Source organism: Mesorhizobium sp. M0019 (assembly GCF_040323975.1).
GTDB lineage: Bacteria > Pseudomonadota > Alphaproteobacteria > Rhizobiales > Rhizobiaceae > Mesorhizobium.
Map to the genome: position 1 here is coordinate 121,185 of NZ_JAMYVK010000011.1, position 18,070 is coordinate 139,254.

Sequence of the window (18,070 nt, forward strand, 5' to 3'; positions counted from 1 at the left end):
CGCGGGCCGGACCGGCGTCGATCGCCGCAAGCAGCACCAGCAGCAGAAGAAGAAGCAGCGATTGGGCGATGCGGTTCATCTGGTTTCTCCTCTCCGCTCTATTCGACCAGGCTGAAGTGGCCTGGCCCGCAGGCCCGGCTGGTGTTGTCGCGTGCGATGTCGTTGCCCGGCAGCAGGAAACTGGCGCTAGAGGCGCTGTCAGCGAAACTGACCGCGCAGCGGAAGCCCGACACCGTCGAGGTGGTGAAATTCGCTGACGAACCGCGCTCGAGCTGGATGGCGGAGCCGACCGCAAGGCCAGCTGCCATCGGCGCGAGCCCATCCGAGCGGCCCGCCACGACCGCCCCGCGCAGCACCAGCGGATTGGCTGCGGCGATGTCGGTGAAGTCCATCCGCATCAGGCTGTCGGAGGTAAGCACCGCGCCGAAGCGCGCGCGGACAATAGTGGAGCGGGCGGGCGCCTGGGCCGAGATCAGCAGCCGTGCCCGAACCCCCTGGATCGCCAGCATGTCTGCCTCCACCCTGAGCCCGCGCGCATAAAGATCGGCCAGGCACAGCGACGCGCCGCGCGCCATCGGCGACAATCCGTCCGCCACGGTGCCGATGGTCACATCGTCGAGCGCGACAGCGCCGTTCTGCGCGATCACGGCAACGACCTCGTCGGTTGTTTGAGCGGCTGCCCGCGCCAGATCGATCCGCTCGAGTTCAAGCCGCGGCAATCCGTCCGCGACGATGATGACGCCTGTTGCCGACAGGATGCATGAGGACGTGCCGGCCGGCACCCTGTTGGGGTTGCCGACGAGCCGTGCCCGGGCGACGCCGGGGGCCGGCGCCATGTGCACCGTTTTGAACGGCAGTCCCTTCAGGATCAGCGTCTGCGGCACCTGGACCGATGCGGGCAGTTCGAGCCTGAGATTCACCCGCCCGGCGCAATCGCCCTCAGAGGAGAACTGCATCAGTGTCAGCGTGCCACCATCATTGATGCGGCGAACGCACGTATCGCTGGCCGAGCCCCGGCAGTCGAAGCCGGTACCCGGCGACGGAGCGGCAGTCAGCGCGCGATCCGTCTCGTCCATCCAGTCGCCAATGCCGGGGGCGGACAGGCCGAGCGCCGAGGTCAGAAGCGGACAGCCAGTGAACGACAGGTTCCGCCCTTGCGCGAAGGTCCAGTCCAGCCGCGCATTGCCGAGGGGGTCGAGCGAGGTGATTGACAGACCGGCGGACAGCGGCGACAAGCCGAGGTCGACGCCCGGTTGCGCGAAGGCCGCGTGCTCGCGTTGATAGCCATCGCAATTCGACAGACACAGGTCGATGAAGGGCGCCGAGCGAAGCGCAGCTACCGCGTCGGCGCCGAGCGGGGTTACGGCTTCGGCCTCGGGGATGCCGAAGAATGACCGCAGTTTCTCCTCCGCCGCTTCCGCTGCGGGTGCATCGGCGATGATGTCGCGCGTCGCCTTGCCGTCGAGGCGCACAATCGGCAGGTAGGAGGGCTGCGCGCCTTCGCCCGGCGGCGTGTAGCCCACGACAAAAACCGTGTCGCCAATGCTTTCGGCGCTGAGGAAAGTTTCGAACCGGTGCAGGTTCCAGCGCGCCGCACTCGCCACCGCGACATCCGATGTGCCGCTAAGATCGCCGCGCCCGCAATCGAGTACGAACGGTGTCCCGACATCGGGCGGCGCGACAAAGCCCTGGAGCACGCCCGGCAGTTGCAGGCGCTCGCGGATGGCGAGCGCCGCCTTGATCTCCACACAGGCGGTGGGCACGGCGAAATAGCCGCCGCCCGAGAGAGAGGGGAGATAATAGTTGCCCGATGCCTCGACATCGGCCCAGATCGCGGTCGTCGCGGGCCAGGCGATATTGAATGCCGTGCCGGGACATGGCAACCGCGGCTGCGCCCCAAAGCCGTTTTCAGCCTGAAGCTTGGCGAGCGTCGCCTCCGAGACCGCGGCGGTGTCGGGCAAGTGCAGCAGCCGCTTCGCCTGGCTCCCGCTGGTGCAGCCGGCGAGTTCCACCGCCTTGCCGTCGAAAAGCGCGACATAGACGTCGTTGTTCTGGTCGGTGACGAAAGCGGCAAGCTGCGGCTCGGCGCGGGCCGCCGAAGCGCCCGCGAGAAGCAGGGTGAGCAAGACGGCCGCCTGTCTCATCGCAATTCGTTCAGGCAGCTTGCGGCGCGGGTGGGGTCCATATTGACCTCCGTCATCAACGGATCGAGGCCAGCCGACTGGCACAGCGCCTTAACCGAGATTGAGTGCGGCCCCTGGAAATCGACCGTAAGAGTTCCATTGGTGACCTGCCCGTTCTGGCCGACGCACAGCGGATTGTTGGCGAGCGCCGGCCGACGACAGGTGCGGATGACGTCGGCCATCGCGCGGCGGTTGGTCAGTTCGCAGAAGTAGATGCGGCAGAGGGCGCCGACCGCGGCGCGGTTTTCGGCGTCAGCATTGATGATGCGCTTGATGTCGGCGATCAGCGCGCTCGCCTTGCCCCCAAAGGCGAGGCCTTCTACCCGCGTCTTCTCGCCCGCGATCTCGCCCGACCGTTCGGTGATCTTCGGCATCAGGTTGATGTTTTCCGAGGTTATGAACAGTCCGCCTTTCCAGCGGTCGAACTCGTCGAGGATCGAGGTCGCCCTCAGGATCGCCTCGCGGTAGGCGTTGTAGATCGGCCCCATCCTGGTGTCGCGCGCCGCTACGTAGACCTGGTTCAGCGCGGCGTATTCCTTGTTCACTGTGTCGGCGCCTGCCTTGATGTCGTCGATGCCGGCGCGCGAACTCTGCACCAGGCCTTCGGCGCGTTTCAGCTTGCGGGAAAACATCGCCGTGATCGGGCTCTCGACGCTGGCGAAGTAGCTCTCGATCACATTGTCGGCCGCCCCGTCGGCGAAGGCATCGATCTCGATGTCGGACAGATTGGAGATCAGGCCGCACTGGGCGTCGAAATCGGCGCTCAAGGGCCCAGCCTGGCAGGCGCTCATCTCGGCCAGCCTCTGCTCGAGCGTCCGGTTCGAAGCGAGCCCGTCGGCGTACTCGAACAGCGCATGGTTCCATTCGATCGCGTTCAGGTCTGCCTGGCTGTGCCGCCGGTCGCGGCAGAACAGCGTCTGCTCCATCCGGCTCTGGTTGCCCGAAGCGCGGTAGGCGTCGAGGTGACGCATCGCCTCGGCGCAGATCGCCAGGCCTGAAACCAGCCCGGCGAGCTGCTGGTGGACGGGCGGCAGCCCGCGTGTCTGTGCCTCCCGCATCAGGCTGGCCGCGCGTTGGCTGTCGTCGGGACTGCGGGCTGGGCGGTGGAAGACGCAGAGGCCTTGCTCGAAGGTCTTCAGCGTGCCGTCAGGAATGGCCGGCCCCTCGCAATTTGGAGCGTCGAGAACGCGCGATTCGATTGTATAGCCGGCGAGATTGTCGACGAAGAGGTCGCGCGCGGCCGCTCCCGTCGCGCCAAACGCCAGAGCGAGCGCTGCTGTGGCGACGATGGCTCTCATGACGCGCTCGCGAAGATGAAATAGAGGGTGAACACAGCGCCGTCGAAGGGGCAGTCGCTCGGCTGCAGCGACAGCCGGTACGAGCCGATAAGCGGCGCGCCGAGATAGGGCAGGATCAGGCTGGTGTCGTTCGAAGGTCCGGGCGCGCGCGGAAACTTGCGCGCCTGGTAGCGATCCTGCACCCAGTAGCGGATGATCCGGCTGATCTCGTCGCCGCTGTCGGCCTGGTTGAAAAAGGTCTGCAAGGCGACCCGCTCTGGTCCGACCGAAATGTCGGCGCGGACCTCGTTCGACCCCTTGGTCAGCGGCTTGAACACGAAGCCGCTGCCGCGGTGTTGCAAGGCGAAGCGGTTCCACTGCGCGCCAGTGCACTGGTAGTCGGTGCCGACGAAGACATCGATCAGGGTCAGGTTCTTGCGCTCACGGAATTTGTTGGGCGCCCACAGCGCGAAATAGCCGTTCGCCTTCATCAGCGCGTCGGTCGATGCGAAGGGCGAAACCTCGAACTCGACATTCTCGTCGAGCGCCAGCTTGCGGGCGAAACCGGAATTGGCGGGCACTACGATCTGGGCGACATCGATATTGATCTGCCGCTCGTCGAAGAAGCGCTTGGCAACGATGTCGTCTATCATCGCCTGGAGCTGGGTTGCGTTGCGCACATAGACCACGGGCACGGTTGCGGCCTCGCCGGTGAAGGCCTGCACCACTTCAAAGCGGCGACGCATCAGGTGCATCAGCCGGTTGGCGGTCTCGAGCACGCGCCGCTTGGTCACCAGATATTCGGGAATGCCCTTCATCAGGTCGGCGACGGTGTCCTGGGTCGCGATGAACAGATTCTTGCGCGCCGCCGGATCGTCGATCTGGGTGACCAGCTTTGTCATGTCCTCCTGCTGCTTTGTCACCTCGGCCTGAACGTTGCCCTGGAACTTCAGAATGCTGTCCTGCAGCGCGCGGCTCTTGAGACCGAGATCCTTGGCTTGGTTCAGGCCTGCTACGAGTTCCTCGGTGTTGCCGCGCGACTGCGTGATGCGCTGCTCGACGAAGGCGAGTTCGGCATCGTTCAGCGCCAGCATCTTCTCCTTCTGCCGGTCGCGCAGCTCGTTGATCAAGTTGGTTGAGGCATTTGATTCCTCGGCGAGACCGGTCACTGTCGTCTGCGCAGCGCGGACGCGGTCGATGCGGCCGTTGGTTGCAGCGACCAGTTCGGCGACACGTGCATTATCCTGGTTGAGCTGGGCTTCCGACAGGGACAGCTTGTCGAGTTCCAGATTGAGAATCCCGATCTCGTTGGTCAGCCGGTCGATCGTGCGCTGCTGGTCGGTGATCTGGAAACTGAGCATGTCGTTTTCGCGCGCCTGAAGATCGAGCCCCGCGAGGATGCGTTCGTGGTCGGACTTGAGCCGCGCCACCTGCTCGTCGATGCCGAGATCCTGGCTCTGGCAGTCGACGGCCGCCATCGAGCCTTGCAGCGCCAGTTCCTTGATGTCCTGCGCCCCTTGCGCCAACCGCCCGGCCAATTGGAAATGCGTGTCGACCAGCGCCCTTGCCTTGAGGGCCTTGTCAAGATCGAGTTGCTCGATCGCCTGGCGGAGCTGCGTAAGACGCTGCTTCAGCGCATTGATTTCATTTATATTCGCCTGAGTGATCTGGCCGGTGTTGATGATCGTCGACAGGATGGATTGGGCCGCTTCCAAGGCCGCCCTGATCGGTTTGGCGACGTCTATCACCGTCGCGACGCCGCTGCCCAAACCGCAGGCGCAGGTGATGATTTCGGGCACTGCGGCGCCGATCGAGTATGCACCTTGCACCGACGTCAGGATGATCTGCGCGGCCTGTGTGGTGCCGTTGAACGCGGCAAACCAGGTGATCACTTCCGTCAGCTGGCCGTCGACCTGGTCACGCGCCTCCTCAAGGTCCGCCTTCTTCTTCGCATAGACGTCCCGCTCGGCTTCGTAGAGCTTCTTGGCGAAGTCGGTTTCCGTCTGTGTGAACGAGCCGCAACTGACGTTCGCCAGTTCCTGCGGCAGCGAGACGTTCGACGTGATCATCTGCTGGTCGGACATCAGCGGCTCGACGTCGGCGAAATCGGCGTCACCGATGACGCACTTCATCAGGAAAGCCCTGGCCTGGGTCTGTGTCGCCAAGAGCTGAGCCCTGAGGCCCGACTGTCCGTCAGAGCCGCACATCTGGGCGACATACTGGTTGCGCGTGAAGGCCGGCGTCACAGTCTGGCATACCTGTTCGCCTGCGAGCAGCGGCGTGAACGGATGGTCGGCCGTGTCTCCAATCAGGGCGAGCTGGTTCTCGATGCCGCAAAGCTGTTCGCGGTCGACGGCCCGGCGGCGCTGATAGAGATCGGTCTGGCGCAGTTGCAGTTCGGTGATTGCGTCGTTGGCGCGGGCGATCGCACCCTGGTTGTTGGTGATCTGCGTTTGAAGGATCTGCCGCTGGCGAACCGCCTGTTCGAGCTCGTTGGCATTGCGTTCGGTCTGGCGGGCATATTCGGTGATCTGGCTCTCGAGCGAGGAAATCTGCAGATCGAGGTTCATCTGCGTCATTTCCCAGTTCAGCAGCCAGCGCAGTTCGTTGCGCCGCTCGACTTCGGCCTCCTTGGAGAGGACGATTAGGTCGAGTTCCTGTCTGTCATTGATCTGACGGCGCTGGTTCTCGAACTCGGCGATCTTGGTGCCGAGCTCGATCTCCAGCGACCTGATCTGCTGGCGATAGCCGAACGTGTCCTTCTCGGCGTCGACCGCGTTGATCTCTTGCTGGACGGTGGTGGCGAAGGTCTGCGCTTCGTGCTCCAGCTTGCCGATCTTGTGGGCGATCAGGTTGACTTCCTGGCTGCGGATCGTCCGCTCCTCGTCGAGCGCGCGCGTCGCTTCGCCTTCCTTGTTGGCGTACCACCGCTCAACCAGCGCCTCGACATTGCGCTCGACCTCGGTCAGTCGCTGTTCGCTTTCGGCCAGGGCCTGCTGCAGTTCCTCGAACGGGATCGTCGTGAACTGCATGGGGTCGATGTTGAGAAACAGGAAACCCTTGCGCACGCTTTCCATACGCGCATCGAGGTCGCTCTGCTGAAGCAGCAGATCGGCGCGTAGGTCGTCGTAGGTGGACTCGCCCGGAATATCCATCTGCGTCTCGACCAGCACCCACATTGCGGCCTCGTAATTGGTGTAGGCCTTGGAGAGGTTGGGTAGACTGTTGAGGCCGGCGCCTCCGGCAGCGCCCAGCGTATCGCTGACCAGGAAGTCGAGTACCTTGACGCGCGCCTCCGAGAGCGTCTGATACCAGACGTCGCCGGTGTTCATCAGCAACTGGATCTTCAAAGAGGACAGCGCCGTTAGCTGCCGCACGAAGGTGCGGTAACTCGCATCCTCTCCCGCCGCGGCTCCCTGGTCACCGCCTTGCTGTCGTGCGAGAATGCGAAGGCCCCGGTCGACGATCTCGATGCCTTGGCGGCCGAATTCCTGCGCCGCCTGCGGCGAAACCGGCGTATCGTTGCGGCTGACGCCGCTGGCCGACGACAGGAACGGCATGTCGGCGGCGAGGAACAAGCGATAGCGGCCGAGTTGCAGGTGGCAGTCGAAATCGCACACGATCGCCAGCCGTCCGGTCGCCTCGTTGCCACAGGTCGTCAGGAACTGTTCGAGTTCGGTGGCGACTTCACCCATATATTTCACGTCGGCGCGGAAATTGGCGATCTTGAGCAGCGTCGTCAGCTCGCCGGCATGGCCGGCCGCCGCGTCAACATCGAGCGCCATGCAGTCCTGCGCGCGCGCCATTCCGGCAGCGCCAAAGATGAAGCTGACGACCAGTCCGCAAAGCAGGAAAAACCGTCTCATGGCTGCCCCGTCGTCAACAAGACCTCGGAAATCTGGCGCACGTGCCGGGCAAGTTCGGCCATCTGCACCTTGGAAAGCGATGGGTTCTGGAACCGCCCGACCACAGCGCGGGCATGGTTGATGCAGTCCTCGTAGGGGCCGTTGATCTTTGCGGTCAGTGCGCCGGTCTCGAGCGTGAGGTCGAGCGCCGAATACGCGCCAGCCAGTCCCGCGCAGGAAGAAAGCTCTGCCGTGATTGTCGGATCGTCGACGACATGCGCGAGGCCGGACAGGGCCGTCATCACGCCTTCGATCTGCCCGACGATCTGCGTCATCCTTGCCTTGCCGTCTTCGAATTCTTTCAGCGAATCCGGCTGGTTGAGGCTGGAGAGATCGACGGCTTGCAGCGTGGCGATCGTCTCGGCTGCCTTCAGCTGATCCTCCTTGACGAGCACCATGTTGGCCTGCGCGTTGCCGAGCACACGTTCCAACTCCATCACCTCGGCAGACTTGATCGACACGTCCATTTCGTTGACCAGCGACTGGTATTCGGTCGAAGCGGCGTTCATCAGGTTGAGCGTGTCGTCGACCTTCGTCCTGACCGCCTTGACGATCTGCCCGCGCACCCGCGTTTCGATCAGATTGGTCGTTTCGGCGCGCCCGCGCACTGGCTTGGCGGAACAGACCAGCTTCGCCAGCGCGGCCGAGCCGAGCCGTGCGCGTACCGCATCGATTATCGGGAATAGCGGACGCCAGGCGGCAGGCAGCACATCCGCGCTTGCGCCCGATAAAGGCCCGGCATCGATCTCGTTCATTCGCGTCAGATGTCGGCATTTCTCCGGCAAGTCGGCCCCGGAGAAGTAAAGCCGCCCGGTAATCAGATAGGCCTCGACGCCAGCGGCGTATTGTCGGCCGACCAGGGCGGCGAGCTCTTCGGCGTTATCGGTCGAGACTGGGGCGAAGAAGCGGTAGCGGCTGAGATAGATCTCCGCCCAGGCGAGGCGTCGCATCAGCACCGAGGCGTCGTCGGCCGAAAGCGGGATGACCGGAAAGCCGACGCTGCGGCTGCCGCCGGAGGGGCCTGACGCCTCGCCGATCACCTCGCCGGTGAAGGGCAGGCCGAAATCGGGCTGCGTCGCCTCGTGACTCGGTTCGACGGCGGCGGGGCCGGGGGCGAGCAGGCTGAACCGGGTCGTCTCGGGCGTCGCGCTGGAGAGCGTCGCGTTCCAGAAACCGTCGAGCTTCTCCGACGTGTAAGCGCGCTCCAGGATCGATCCGGCGCCGGCTTCGCCGGCCAACACGCAACTGACGATCACGAACAACGCAATGTCTCGGAAGCTTGTCATCGGCAGTACCACACCCTGTCGGCCGCGCCAGCCTGGGCGCAGATGCCGGTCGCAGCGCCGTGCGCCTTCCAGTCCGCCTTAATCTTGGCGAGATCGTTGAATGCGCCCTGTGCCGCGTTGTCGGCATGGACCTCGGCATCCAGTCGCCAGAAGGTCTTTGCCGGATCGGTCGGCAGCAGCACCCCGATCATGTTGATGTGGAAGGCGGAGACTTTGAGAAAATCCTCGGCACTAGCGACCGTCTTGCGATTGAGATTGGCGTATTGCTCAGGCGTTACGTCACCGAGCGCCCGCTTGAACTCTTCCTCCGAGACTTGGACGGAGCGCAGCATCTGCGTCGTCTTCGCCGCCAGCCCGTCGAGGATTGAGGTGTTGGCGACCAGCGTCGCGCCCGCACCGCTCACCGGTCCGAAGATCTCCGCGAAAATGACGCGGATCGCCTTCAAGTGCGTATCGGCCGATTTGATCTCGACGCGGCGCAAAGCGATGCCTGTTTCGAGATCGGACGCCCGACTGACGAAGCCGCTCAGCGCGCCTTGCAGCGTTTTGAACAAGGAACGGGCTTCCGGCGGCGGCTGCAGGAACACGGAGCGCGCATAGCGTACGGCCTCACTGCGGGCGATGTCCTCGACGGTGGCGCGTGTGAGCGCCGATTCCGGGCAACCGGTGACGTCGCCGAGGTCAGTCAGCATCTGCGCGGCATGATAGATTTGATCCATCTGTCGCATCGTCCCGAAGGAGCCGCTAGTGGTGAACTCGGTCTCAACGCCGGACAGATAGTCGGTCAGGTATTCGCGCGCGAACTTCACCATCTCGCACTGCACGCCGGCGGCGCGTTCGCGAATGTGGCGGCCGTAGAATGAGGCGCCGACGAAGTATTTCTGGTCGGGCGTCGGTTCGAACCGCTCGACGAAGAGCGACTGGATAACGGTATCGTATTCACCGCACGCATAGGTGCGTTCAAGGCATGCGGGGTCGGTCTGCAGGTCGCACTGCGATAGCGCGGGGCCGCAGATTTGCTGGGCTGCAGCGGGGTCAACCCCTTCGCCGTGCACAAGAAACGCTGCAATGATGATCGCTGGATTGAAGATGTACCTCTTCAACATAACGACCAAAGGAAAATGCACAAAAGCCTCCCCCACCGTCGAAACGGCGGCCTCATTGCTCTTTTACTGGCAATATGCTAGCAGGCTACTTTTGGTATTTGTTCGCTACAGCGGAAATTGGCCGCCGAAGGCGTGGCCAATTCAAATTCAGCTTCGCTTTAAAATGCACTGCTAAAGTAAGATAGAACGGTTTGTCTGTCGATACACGTGGCTTTTTGCATTCCGTTACGGAAATCTGCGCCTAAGTGTTGATGCAGTTAACGCATCGTAAAGAGTTGTCTTTTCCGCTCTCTTGGCCCCGTCCAAGCATCGTTCGGCGCCCACGGTTCGAATGCGGGAGGTCACGATCCGGCCTTGGGCCCTAATCTCAACCAAATCTGCGCGGGCTGCCAGGTAGCTAGTCCAAGCCTGTGGCGGGCGCCCCAAAAACGCACCATACGCCTGCCTTCTTGGACGCTTCAAGCGGACGCACCAGAGTGGTGGGGGCACTGAAGGTAACGACCGCAAAGGACCCTGCCAGGCCCGGCCATTCAGTGCGGGTCCAGTATTCGGTTTCGCTACGTGCGAGCGGCGGCAGCTTGTATTGCGCGAACGCCTCGCGCTGACTTGACCAGTCTGCCGAATCGAGGCTCGTCAGTTCCGCCATCGTCGGAAGCTGCCAGCCCATGTCGCCGTGCGGCCCGCCTTGCCCGAGCGTAGCGCAGTACCCCATCGCATCGCTCAGCGTTGCGGGTTGATCAAGCCTGTCTAGCCGGGCAACGAGGCAAGTGCGTTGGTCGACGAAGGCATTGCCATCATGTTCAGCGAGCAACCAGAAATTTTGATCACTCAGCGGCTGGCGGGCCTGCTTGTGCACGATACCGCAAGGTGCGGCTTGGGATTGTGGCGCTGATATGGTTGCGAAAACGGCAAGCCCTATGCTGAAAGTCGCAAGAGTGGCGATCCGAAGCATGCCTTCCTCCTCCTTGGCCGCGCGTTCGACATGGCAATCGAATAAGCGTAGTTGAACCGGCGAACAATTGAAAGTTCCTGCACTTCCCCGGTTGCCTTGTAGATGATCGAAGCCTTGGCCCGACGAAGCGAATGCGTGCAGGAATCCTCGAGCCGAACACCGATCGTTTTCAACGCATTCATCGAGCACCCGGGAGTATTGCCTTGTGCTCATATGCGCCGAACGATCAATTCTGGTCTGGAAGTAATCCTCGGTCGTTTCTGCGCCGTCGAGCTAGAGAACAAGCTCGACCGCACGCGTCCGCATCTTCGGACCGATGAGCAAGCTTTCGATCTTGGTCTTCACAAGGTCACATCCGCGCAACATGCTAACGACGGCGAGATTGAACAAAGCTCGATGACGCGAGCGACCGTCTCGATCGAGGAAGCGTGGCATAAGGGGTGAGATCAAGCAGTCCTGGCCAGTCAGCGATGCGCTAGCGGGAAATGGCCTGCCGCGGAGAGGGCGCGTGTCTCAAGTCCCCAGGAATCGAGGGTAACTTTGACATAGTTGAACGACAACGCTGGCCGCGCCCTATGTGACCGAAGACATCTTCACCCCACTGGCTACCCGTTAGGTCGTGTGGACACTTGTGTGATCGATAGGACGATCCGCAGGCGTCAAAGCGGCAACAACGCGTCGGGCTTCACATCACCGATCGATGCGAAACGATGCGTTTCCCTGACACCAGGAAGCGGCAGAATGACCCGCTGCAGGAATTCCTGAAACGTCGCCATTCAGCTATTCGTGCTTTGACCAGGTAGTCGAAACCACCAATCACCATATGGCATTCGATGATTTCGGGTGCCTTCGCAACAGCCTCCGCAAAGCGGTCGAAGACGTGTGGCGCGGTATGATCGAGCCTTACCTCGACAAAGACGCCTGTGATCGAACCCTCGAAGATCGGACGCGGCACCCTGGCGGTTCGGCTTCCTTGCAACCCAAGGGTGTCAGATCTTGCGTCTCGACGCAGGGCTGCCATTGCGCATTTGTGCCGTGGGGCTCCGCGGAAGGAAAGGGACGGGGGGCACCCATTGAGACGCTGGCACTGTTCGTCCGCTTTTGGCTCAACTCGACCCCAGCCTTGCCGGAATCCGCACAGGCCGAAGCCCGCGCGAAGGGTTTGCAGCGCTATGACAATTTCGTCGATGCGCTCGGTCGCCGGCTCAGCAAAGGACCAAGGCTGAGGCAAGAAATAGCCGACGATGTCCCGCCAGCGCCGCCAGCGACTGGATGAGCTGCCGGCAAGGCAGGCGCTTCAACAGCCCAACCCCGGTGCCCGATTGCGGAGCTATTTTGCGCAGCTGATGCCCATCAGATCACCGTTCATCGGAGCGGCGGGCCTCGGCAAGGGTTATTGCCAGCGAAACCGGACATCGGACCACAATCGATGCTCAGGGCTTCCTTCTTAAGCGCAGTAACTTTGAAACAAATCCTGCCGGCAGGCGTTCCAGGATGGCGCGCGGCGTTGCCGGAGGACCTAATGCCCGACGAATACAATGACATCGTCATCCCCCAAGACCACGATGCATCGCCACTTCGGGAGGAGGAGTATTTCGTCGTCTGCCCGGCGTGCGGTCAGGCGTTCGACATCAGGTGTATGGCAGAGGCGCTTCATCACAACGAGCTGGGCCACGAGCCCTACGACCTTGACTCATAGTCGGCAGTTACCGACGACCCTCGACGAACGTCGAGCCTGGTCGAGACCCACACCGAGGGTAAGTTCTCGCTCATCTGGCCCGGCGTTGCCGTCTGATCGGCTTACAACGAATCCCGTCGCAAGGGCGGAGCTTCGCCGGCACGCTATGTCGTGACAGATACCTTGCGGCCTTTCAGCGACGACTTGATTGCCGTTGCGGTTGTTGTCGATGCGGTCGCGGCCGTCACCGACCGGGTTCTTAACCCAGGGGAGGGCGCTTACTCCACCGCAACCATGTCGCCCAGTTCCGTCGCGACGCTCCGAAGCAGACCTATTGCCGGCATCGGGCCCGGGACGAACATGTGATCTCCATAATGGGTACGAGCCGGAGCCCATCGCGATTGAAACTGCTGACCGGCGATCAGGCGCTCGTTGCAGAGAAAGGTTACGATCAATCGCGATGCCCGCGCTGCCTTCACCCGAAATGTGCTGGGCGTCTCCTTCCACAGCGCACACGTGCGACACGTCCTGGACGGGCGCGCCGCCTGTTGCCGAGAGCGACGATCGCGAATCCGAACGCTGGACGGCAGGTGAGGCGCGGTTGCGACTTGCTTCACCAGTAATCCGAAGACGCCAGGGACGCACTACGCTGGACGCGTGCCCTAGCTGTCGAGCTCCCATTTATCCGTTCGTCCGCTCCATATCCGGCTGGACCGCGCCGCACCCTTGGGTTGTTCAAAGGCGTTGGCATCTTCCCTACGCCGACACCGGCCGTTGTATCGCCGGAGCGTCAACCCGCTGAAGTCCGGCGGTGCTTTCTCAGCCGAGTGATCGCCGACTTGTCGACCGTGATCACCCCGCCGCAGTCAATCCGCACAGTGAGTTTGTTCGCCCCGCGATCGATGCGGGTGACGTCCCCAACAAGAACCACTCGGTCGCCGGCCCGGACTTTGGGTGGCGGATCAATCGTATAAGGATGGTCATACGAGGGAATGCTCACCCTGGCGCGGCCGCTGGGGAGAATCGTGATGACGGTACCTGCCAGCGCAACCTCATCGCCAACCTCAAATTCGCGAGGCATGTTAACGTGCAGCATGGTCTTCCTCCCGATGCTTTCCAAATTGATGCTTTGCTAATGCCCGGCCAACCAGGTTGGTTGCTTGCAATCGGCTTCGTACGGTTCCGCACAATTCCAAGCTGGGGTATGCACTCCCAGTTGGCCTCGGATCGGCATTGTGTGCGTCGAATTCTGCAGAAATGGCTTTACATTCAGCGATGACCTTGGCGCGCCCAGGCCCGTGTTAGCGGAGCGGCGAACTTCCTCTCGGTCGGCGATGGCCATAAGCGCGGAGCGTGGAGCGAAAATGGATCCTTCGCCTTCGGGTACTTCGTCCGGTAAATTCGAAGAACGCCGACGCTGGCTTCAGCTGCCACGCGGGTTATTGGAGCCAGATCATTGATGCGGGTGTCGCGCGCCTACGGCAGGTCAAGTTCGGTTTCATTCGTCCCGATCTTCAAGGCCAGCGACGCCATCATCCGGCAATGTTCAGCCAGCTCATATGTTGTTCGCAATTGCTGCACATGGAAGGTTCCGATCGGTTGACATTTCAACACTAGAGCAACCGGACAGACGCTGGAAGCGGCCCAAGCCTTGCCCTTCTTCGGGCCAAGCTTCGAGCTTTTTGGCGAGCTATCCTGAGTTCGGGCAGCGTTGGTTGCCACCAGCCTCGTTGCCGTTCCGCTAACTCGGCAGCACGCCGAGCGGGCCATGTTCTAATCAATTCAGCCAACGTCGCCGGACGCCATCTGCCCCAGACATGGTCGACGTTCGCCTCGATCAAATGCGGATAGAACGCTGCTAACTCCGAGGCGTCGACGAGTTCACCCGAAATCTCGGTGAAGACCACGATGCCGTATTGCTCTGTCGCCACGGCACGGCCAAGCCGGGGTAAATCGTCAGGGGGCAGTGGATAGCGACGTCGCCTGCGTTCGGCATACCGCAATCTAGCGGCTTTATATTCCTCGGAGTCTTTGGACGCTTCCCGTCGCCGTTTCCTCTCCTCCGGTTCTGCGCGGCCAGCGGCCCTTTCGATGCTTGGCCAATGGCGCCTCAACTCCTTGTATGAGCGGAAAGGCACCCTCCAGGCCCGCAGTTCGTCGTCCCAGCTCGCCCATGGAACGGCTCGCAATTCCTCAAGAACCGTCCGCGAATATGGCGTGCGGATTCGTAGGTCGTCCGCGACTTCCAGATACCGGCTCGACAGGGGATCGAAGGCGAAGGCATCCCGTCCCTTGCTGTCATCATGTGCTACTCGTAGATCCGCCTCTTGCGCCTGCCAGCGCAGGATGCGCCGCGCGGCAGTCTTTCCCGGCACGAACCAGCTTTTGCGCTCGTAACTCCACCTGGCGCGCGGAAATGCCTGTCGAAACCGCTCAACCGCCGCGCGATCGTATGGAAAGCGCGCTTCGGCTCCAGGAGCTGGCTGCGGTGCAGCAGGGGCGTCGGATTTTTCCATCAGATTGCGAAGCACAGCACTGCTCGCAAACAACGCGGTGCAGTTCATTTGGGTCCAAGAGCACCAGAACGTATGGTCAGAGCCGGGGGCAGCCAATGAGGCGATCGGTGAAACTGCTGAATGCTAGCGTGGGAAAGCTTCGCCGCGCCGGACCGTTTATTTTGCTCCAGGAGAGGTCCATTCATGCCCAGACTAGATGCAAAAACCCAATTGCCAGACGGCCAACGAGCCCTCGTTCGCGTCCGCTGAAAGCGAGGAGACGGAATTGAACCACTTCGTCGAAACCCAAAGTGTATCGCCAGCCCAGGCGCGGGAGCTTGTGCGGCGCCACGGAACGACTGGCGTAAGATCGATAATGCCGCCAAGTCTTATAAGGACGACAGCTAGGCACCTCCAAGCCGGGGGAAAGGGAGCTTTGTCACGACATCCGCGGAGTTGCAAATCGAGCGGATCGGCTTGAGGTGACGAATGACCACCATCGCCATATTGGTAGCTTTCTCAGACCGTTTGCACCGGCCCGGTCTGGGGATCGAATAAAATCAGCGAAGGCCGCGTTCGAGCGGCGCTTTTGCTTCGACTGCGCTGCCGTAGAAATGCCGCTCCGTCGTCATATTTTTTAATTAATACAGTTACTTCAACAGTTGCAGTGGAATCACGTGAGATCTGTTGCAATCGGGCGCTCCGCCGTCTATTGTGTCTTGCAACAGCTCTGCGCCAAACGTATGGTAACTGTTGAATTGATTGATTTTGTTGAATTAAACAACGATCAGCGTCGGGAAAAAGTCAATTCCGACCAACGGTTCATTGCGCTCAAAGAGGCCCAAAGGAAGGCGAAGAGCTTTCGGGGATCCTTCGTCTGGCACACCGTGAACGGCATCGACCATTTGATGCGAAGCTACTACGACGCCGCTGGCGTACGACACCAAAAGGCAGAGGGTCGGCGCTCGCCGGCGAGCGAAGCTGTCAAGGCGGATTGGGAAGCAGCTCGCGCGTCCGCCCAAGAAACGCTCTCTGCGCGACAGGAGCAGATGGAGCGCCAATCTGCTGTCAATCGCGCGCTCCGGCTTGGGCGTGTTCCTCTGATCGCCGCAAGAATTATCAGAGCAATCGATAACGCCGGTCTTCTCGGGGAAGGCATTCGTATTGCAGGCACGAATGCGATCTACGCCTATGAGGCGGCGGCCGGAGTGTTCGTGGATCCCGGAATCACATCGACGCAAGATATCGATCTCCTCATGGACTCGCGCCAGTCCCTCAGGATCATGTCTGGCGCCAACGTCGAAGATGGAGCGCTCATCAACCTTTTGCGCAAGGTCGATCGGTCTTTCGAGCGTTCATCCGCCACATTCCGCGCGGTGAACCGCGACGGATATCTCGTCGATCTGATCAAACCGCTCGCAAACCCGGCGTGGAAGCCGAGCCGGGAAACTATCGGGAAGGCTGACGACGAATTGGTGGCCGCCGAGATCGCCGGCCTGGCATGGTTGGAAAATGCCCCTGCTTTCGAAGCAATCGCCATCGATGAAAAAGGCGGACCGTTACGGCTCGTGGCACCCGATCCGCGTATTTTTGCCGCTCACAAATTCTGGGTCTCAAAACGAGCTGATCGCGAGCCAATCAAGCGCCGTCGCGACCTGGCCCAAGCGCAAGTGGTTGCCCGGCTGACGACGCAGTATCTCGAGCATCTCCCCTACGAAGCAAGCGAGCTTCGGGTCCTCCCAAGGGCCGTTTTCGACGAGGCCCATCATTTGTTCGCACAACCAGCGTCGCGGCCGTGAATGTCTGAGCAACATGTTGGCCGGCTGGATTGGCCCTCAACTTCCAACCGATCGAAGACGCGGCCCAGCAGCGCCAGATCGGAGGGACGAAAGACGCCAGCTTGCTCTGCTTTGGGACCAATTGGCACGACACCCCTTGATGCAGGCCCAGCCGACAGGATCGAAACTAATTGGCGCTATTACAGGGTTCAAGCTGGAGACAGCCGATGATCCTAGAGTCTCGTGCTCACGCCAGTTCGATATTCGTTTGGGAGAAGTCTTTGCCGATGAAAAGCAGCGGTTCGTCTGCACGCTTTGCCAAAGCATAGGACAGGAAATCGGCAAAATTCAGCGCCGCCGGGTGGTGGCCTTTGCCGTAGGTCAGTCAACCCTGGGTCGCCAGATCAACCAATTCGGAGCCGACAGGAATGATGTCGGCCTCGATATTGCGCAGCCAAAGATCGATCTCGGCCAATGCGTGTTCGCCGCGCCTGCTGACCAGCACCATGCGTGCCTCGGGCACCCCGGTTGCCGGGACCAGTCGGATTGGGTCGGAAACCAGCGCTCGTTCCAGCCTTGCTGCCTCAGGCTCGCTCCGAAGGATCGCTACAACAGCTGAGGTATCGATCACCATCAGTTAGGGATTCCATGCTCGTCATACCCGATGATCTCCTCGTCGCTGCGAGTATCCAGTTCAGGCAATCGTGCCACTCTTTCTCGGATGGCGCGCAATTCTGCCAGCAGACGCTCCTGAGCGGTCTCTCCAAAGCCCAAGCGATGCAAGCGCTCGCTAAGGGCTTGATGGATGGCTGCTGTCTTACTGATACCCTGGCGGCGTGCGAGTTCATCGGCGAGAGCAACGGTGGCCGGATTTTTGATATTCAGGGACACGAGAAACTCCAAAAATCTACCTTTCTGGCAATTTCCACCATAGTTCTCTAGGCTCTTCAACATACCTGCTAGCCTCGCCTACACCCGCGCCGGATTGATCATGACAATCGCCAGGCCGTTGCCTGCCAAGGCGGCGACCGCCAGTCTCTCGAAGCTGCCTGTCGACTCCAATCCGACAACGGCCGGCGAAAGGGCTGCCAATCGCCGAACCAGATCCTCCACCCCGGCATGGTCATACCCACCGAGAACGCCTCGCCGGACGTCAAAACATGCACGTCGAGCCGATCCTTGGAACGTCGATGCCAATAATGACTTCCCAATCGGGCTTCGCTTGCGGCCCTAGATATAGCCGGCTGTTCTGCTGGAGCGGAGATGGCCAGTCGGGCACCGGGTTGCTGAGCTATCGCGGTCGCGGCACCGCATTTCGCAAGTCTCTGCACGTCATGCCACGATCGCCGGTTTTGCTTGTTGCAAGGCCGGCGCTCCTGCCTTTTCTAATGATCCCCGACCGCGGCAAGA

The 18,070-nt window shown here is 61.6% G+C and carries 12 protein-coding genes and 2 pseudogenes; 3 read left to right on the forward strand and 11 right to left on the reverse strand.

What is annotated here, in order from left to right; genetic code table 11:
* Positions 1–98: 98 nt before the first annotated feature.
* The 6 genes from NKK47_RS11160 to NKK47_RS11185 form a co-directional block, all read right to left on the reverse strand.
* Entirely contained in the window at positions 99–2,144 is a 2,046-nt protein-coding gene (locus NKK47_RS11160; protein WP_352576691.1) for a hypothetical protein, read from the reverse strand.
* Positions 2,141–3,481 (reverse strand): hypothetical protein, encoded by a 1,341-nt coding sequence (locus NKK47_RS11165; RefSeq protein ID WP_352576693.1) that lies wholly within the window; start codon positions 3,479–3,481, stop codon positions 2,141–2,143. The genes NKK47_RS11160 and NKK47_RS11165 overlap by 4 nt, the downstream gene beginning before the upstream one ends.
* Positions 3,478–7,326, reverse strand: a complete 3,849-nt coding sequence (locus tag NKK47_RS11170) for a coiled-coil domain-containing protein (protein ID WP_352576695.1) — start codon at positions 7,324–7,326, stop codon at positions 3,478–3,480. The genes NKK47_RS11165 and NKK47_RS11170 overlap by 4 nt, the downstream gene beginning before the upstream one ends.
* Positions 7,323–8,651, reverse strand: coding sequence for a hypothetical protein (locus tag NKK47_RS11175; protein WP_352576697.1), 1,329 nt, complete (start codon positions 8,649–8,651; stop codon positions 7,323–7,325). The genes NKK47_RS11170 and NKK47_RS11175 overlap by 4 nt, the downstream gene beginning before the upstream one ends.
* On the reverse strand, positions 8,648–9,778 hold the full coding sequence (locus NKK47_RS11180) for a hypothetical protein (protein WP_352576699.1): 1,131 nt from the start codon (positions 9,776–9,778) through the stop codon (positions 8,648–8,650). The genes NKK47_RS11175 and NKK47_RS11180 overlap by 4 nt, the downstream gene beginning before the upstream one ends.
* Before the next feature lie 376 nt (positions 9,779–10,154).
* Positions 10,155–10,709 carry an Lcl domain-containing protein gene (locus NKK47_RS11185; RefSeq protein ID WP_352576701.1) on the reverse strand — a complete coding sequence of 185 codons (555 nt, stop codon included), beginning with the start codon at positions 10,707–10,709 and terminating at the stop codon, positions 10,155–10,157.
* Positions 10,710–10,811: 102 nt separating this feature from the next.
* Here NKK47_RS11185 and NKK47_RS11190 point away from each other — a divergent pair, with 102 nt between their 5' ends.
* Positions 10,812–11,153, forward strand: coding sequence for a hypothetical protein (locus NKK47_RS11190; RefSeq protein WP_352576703.1), 342 nt, complete (start codon positions 10,812–10,814; stop codon positions 11,151–11,153).
* Between the two features lie 215 nt (positions 11,154–11,368).
* Here the strand turns inward: NKK47_RS11190 and NKK47_RS11195 are convergent.
* Positions 11,369–11,730, reverse strand: a pseudogene (locus NKK47_RS11195) (Lrp/AsnC ligand binding domain-containing protein).
* Positions 11,731–12,231: 501 nt separating this feature from the next.
* Here NKK47_RS11195 and NKK47_RS11205 point away from each other — a divergent pair.
* Entirely contained in the window at positions 12,232–12,408 is a 177-nt protein-coding gene (locus tag NKK47_RS11205) for a hypothetical protein (protein ID WP_156937418.1), read from the forward strand.
* Positions 12,409–13,177: 769 nt separating this feature from the next.
* Here the strand turns inward: NKK47_RS11205 and NKK47_RS11210 are convergent.
* Both NKK47_RS11210 and NKK47_RS11215 read right to left on the reverse strand, forming a co-directional pair.
* Positions 13,178–13,483 (reverse strand): hypothetical protein, encoded by a 306-nt coding sequence (locus tag NKK47_RS11210; RefSeq protein ID WP_352576705.1) that lies wholly within the window; start codon positions 13,481–13,483, stop codon positions 13,178–13,180.
* 517 nt (positions 13,484–14,000) lie between these two features.
* Positions 14,001–14,903 carry a hypothetical protein gene (locus NKK47_RS11215; RefSeq protein WP_352576734.1) on the reverse strand — a complete coding sequence of 301 codons (903 nt, stop codon included), beginning with the start codon at positions 14,901–14,903 and terminating at the stop codon, positions 14,001–14,003.
* Between the two features lie 722 nt (positions 14,904–15,625).
* Here NKK47_RS11215 and NKK47_RS11220 point away from each other — a divergent pair.
* Entirely contained in the window at positions 15,626–16,681 is a 1,056-nt protein-coding gene (locus NKK47_RS11220; protein WP_352576707.1) for a GSU2403 family nucleotidyltransferase fold protein, read from the forward strand.
* 226 nt (positions 16,682–16,907) lie between these two features.
* On the opposite strand, the pseudogene NKK47_RS11225 reads toward NKK47_RS11220, so the two are convergent.
* Positions 16,908–17,294: pseudogene (locus tag NKK47_RS11225) on the reverse strand (type II toxin-antitoxin system VapC family toxin).
* Positions 17,294–17,551: a type II toxin-antitoxin system VapB family antitoxin gene (locus NKK47_RS11230; protein WP_352502877.1), complete on the reverse strand. Its 258-nt coding sequence runs from the start codon at positions 17,549–17,551 to the stop codon at positions 17,294–17,296. Before NKK47_RS11230 ends, NKK47_RS11225 begins: the two are co-directional and overlap by 1 nt.
* Positions 17,552–18,070: the final 519 nt, after the last annotated feature.

Excerpts from the sequence above, each read along its gene's own strand:
- NKK47_RS11160 (WP_352576691.1), bottom strand. The coding sequence starts at position 2,144 with ATGAGACAGGCGGCCGTCTTGCTCACCCTGCTTCTCGCGGGCGCTTCG.
- NKK47_RS11165 (WP_352576693.1), bottom strand. The coding sequence starts at position 3,481 with ATGAGAGCCATCGTCGCCACAGCAGCGCTCGCTCTGGCGTTTGGCGCG.
- NKK47_RS11170 (WP_352576695.1), bottom strand. The coding sequence starts at position 7,326 with ATGAGACGGTTTTTCCTGCTTTGCGGACTGGTCGTCAGCTTCATCTTT.
- NKK47_RS11175 (WP_352576697.1), bottom strand. The coding sequence starts at position 8,651 with ATGACAAGCTTCCGAGACATTGCGTTGTTCGTGATCGTCAGTTGCGTG.
- NKK47_RS11185 (WP_352576701.1), bottom strand. The coding sequence starts at position 10,709 with ATGCTTCGGATCGCCACTCTTGCGACTTTCAGCATAGGGCTTGCCGTT.
- NKK47_RS11190 (WP_352576703.1), top strand. The coding sequence starts at position 10,812 with ATGATCGAAGCCTTGGCCCGACGAAGCGAATGCGTGCAGGAATCCTCG.
- NKK47_RS11205 (WP_156937418.1), top strand. The coding sequence starts at position 12,232 with ATGCCCGACGAATACAATGACATCGTCATCCCCCAAGACCACGATGCA.
- NKK47_RS11210 (WP_352576705.1), bottom strand. The coding sequence starts at position 13,483 with ATGCTGCACGTTAACATGCCTCGCGAATTTGAGGTTGGCGATGAGGTT.
- NKK47_RS11215 (WP_352576734.1), bottom strand. The coding sequence starts at position 14,903 with ATGGAAAAATCCGACGCCCCTGCTGCACCGCAGCCAGCTCCTGGAGCC.
- NKK47_RS11220 (WP_352576707.1), top strand. The coding sequence starts at position 15,626 with ATGGTAACTGTTGAATTGATTGATTTTGTTGAATTAAACAACGATCAG.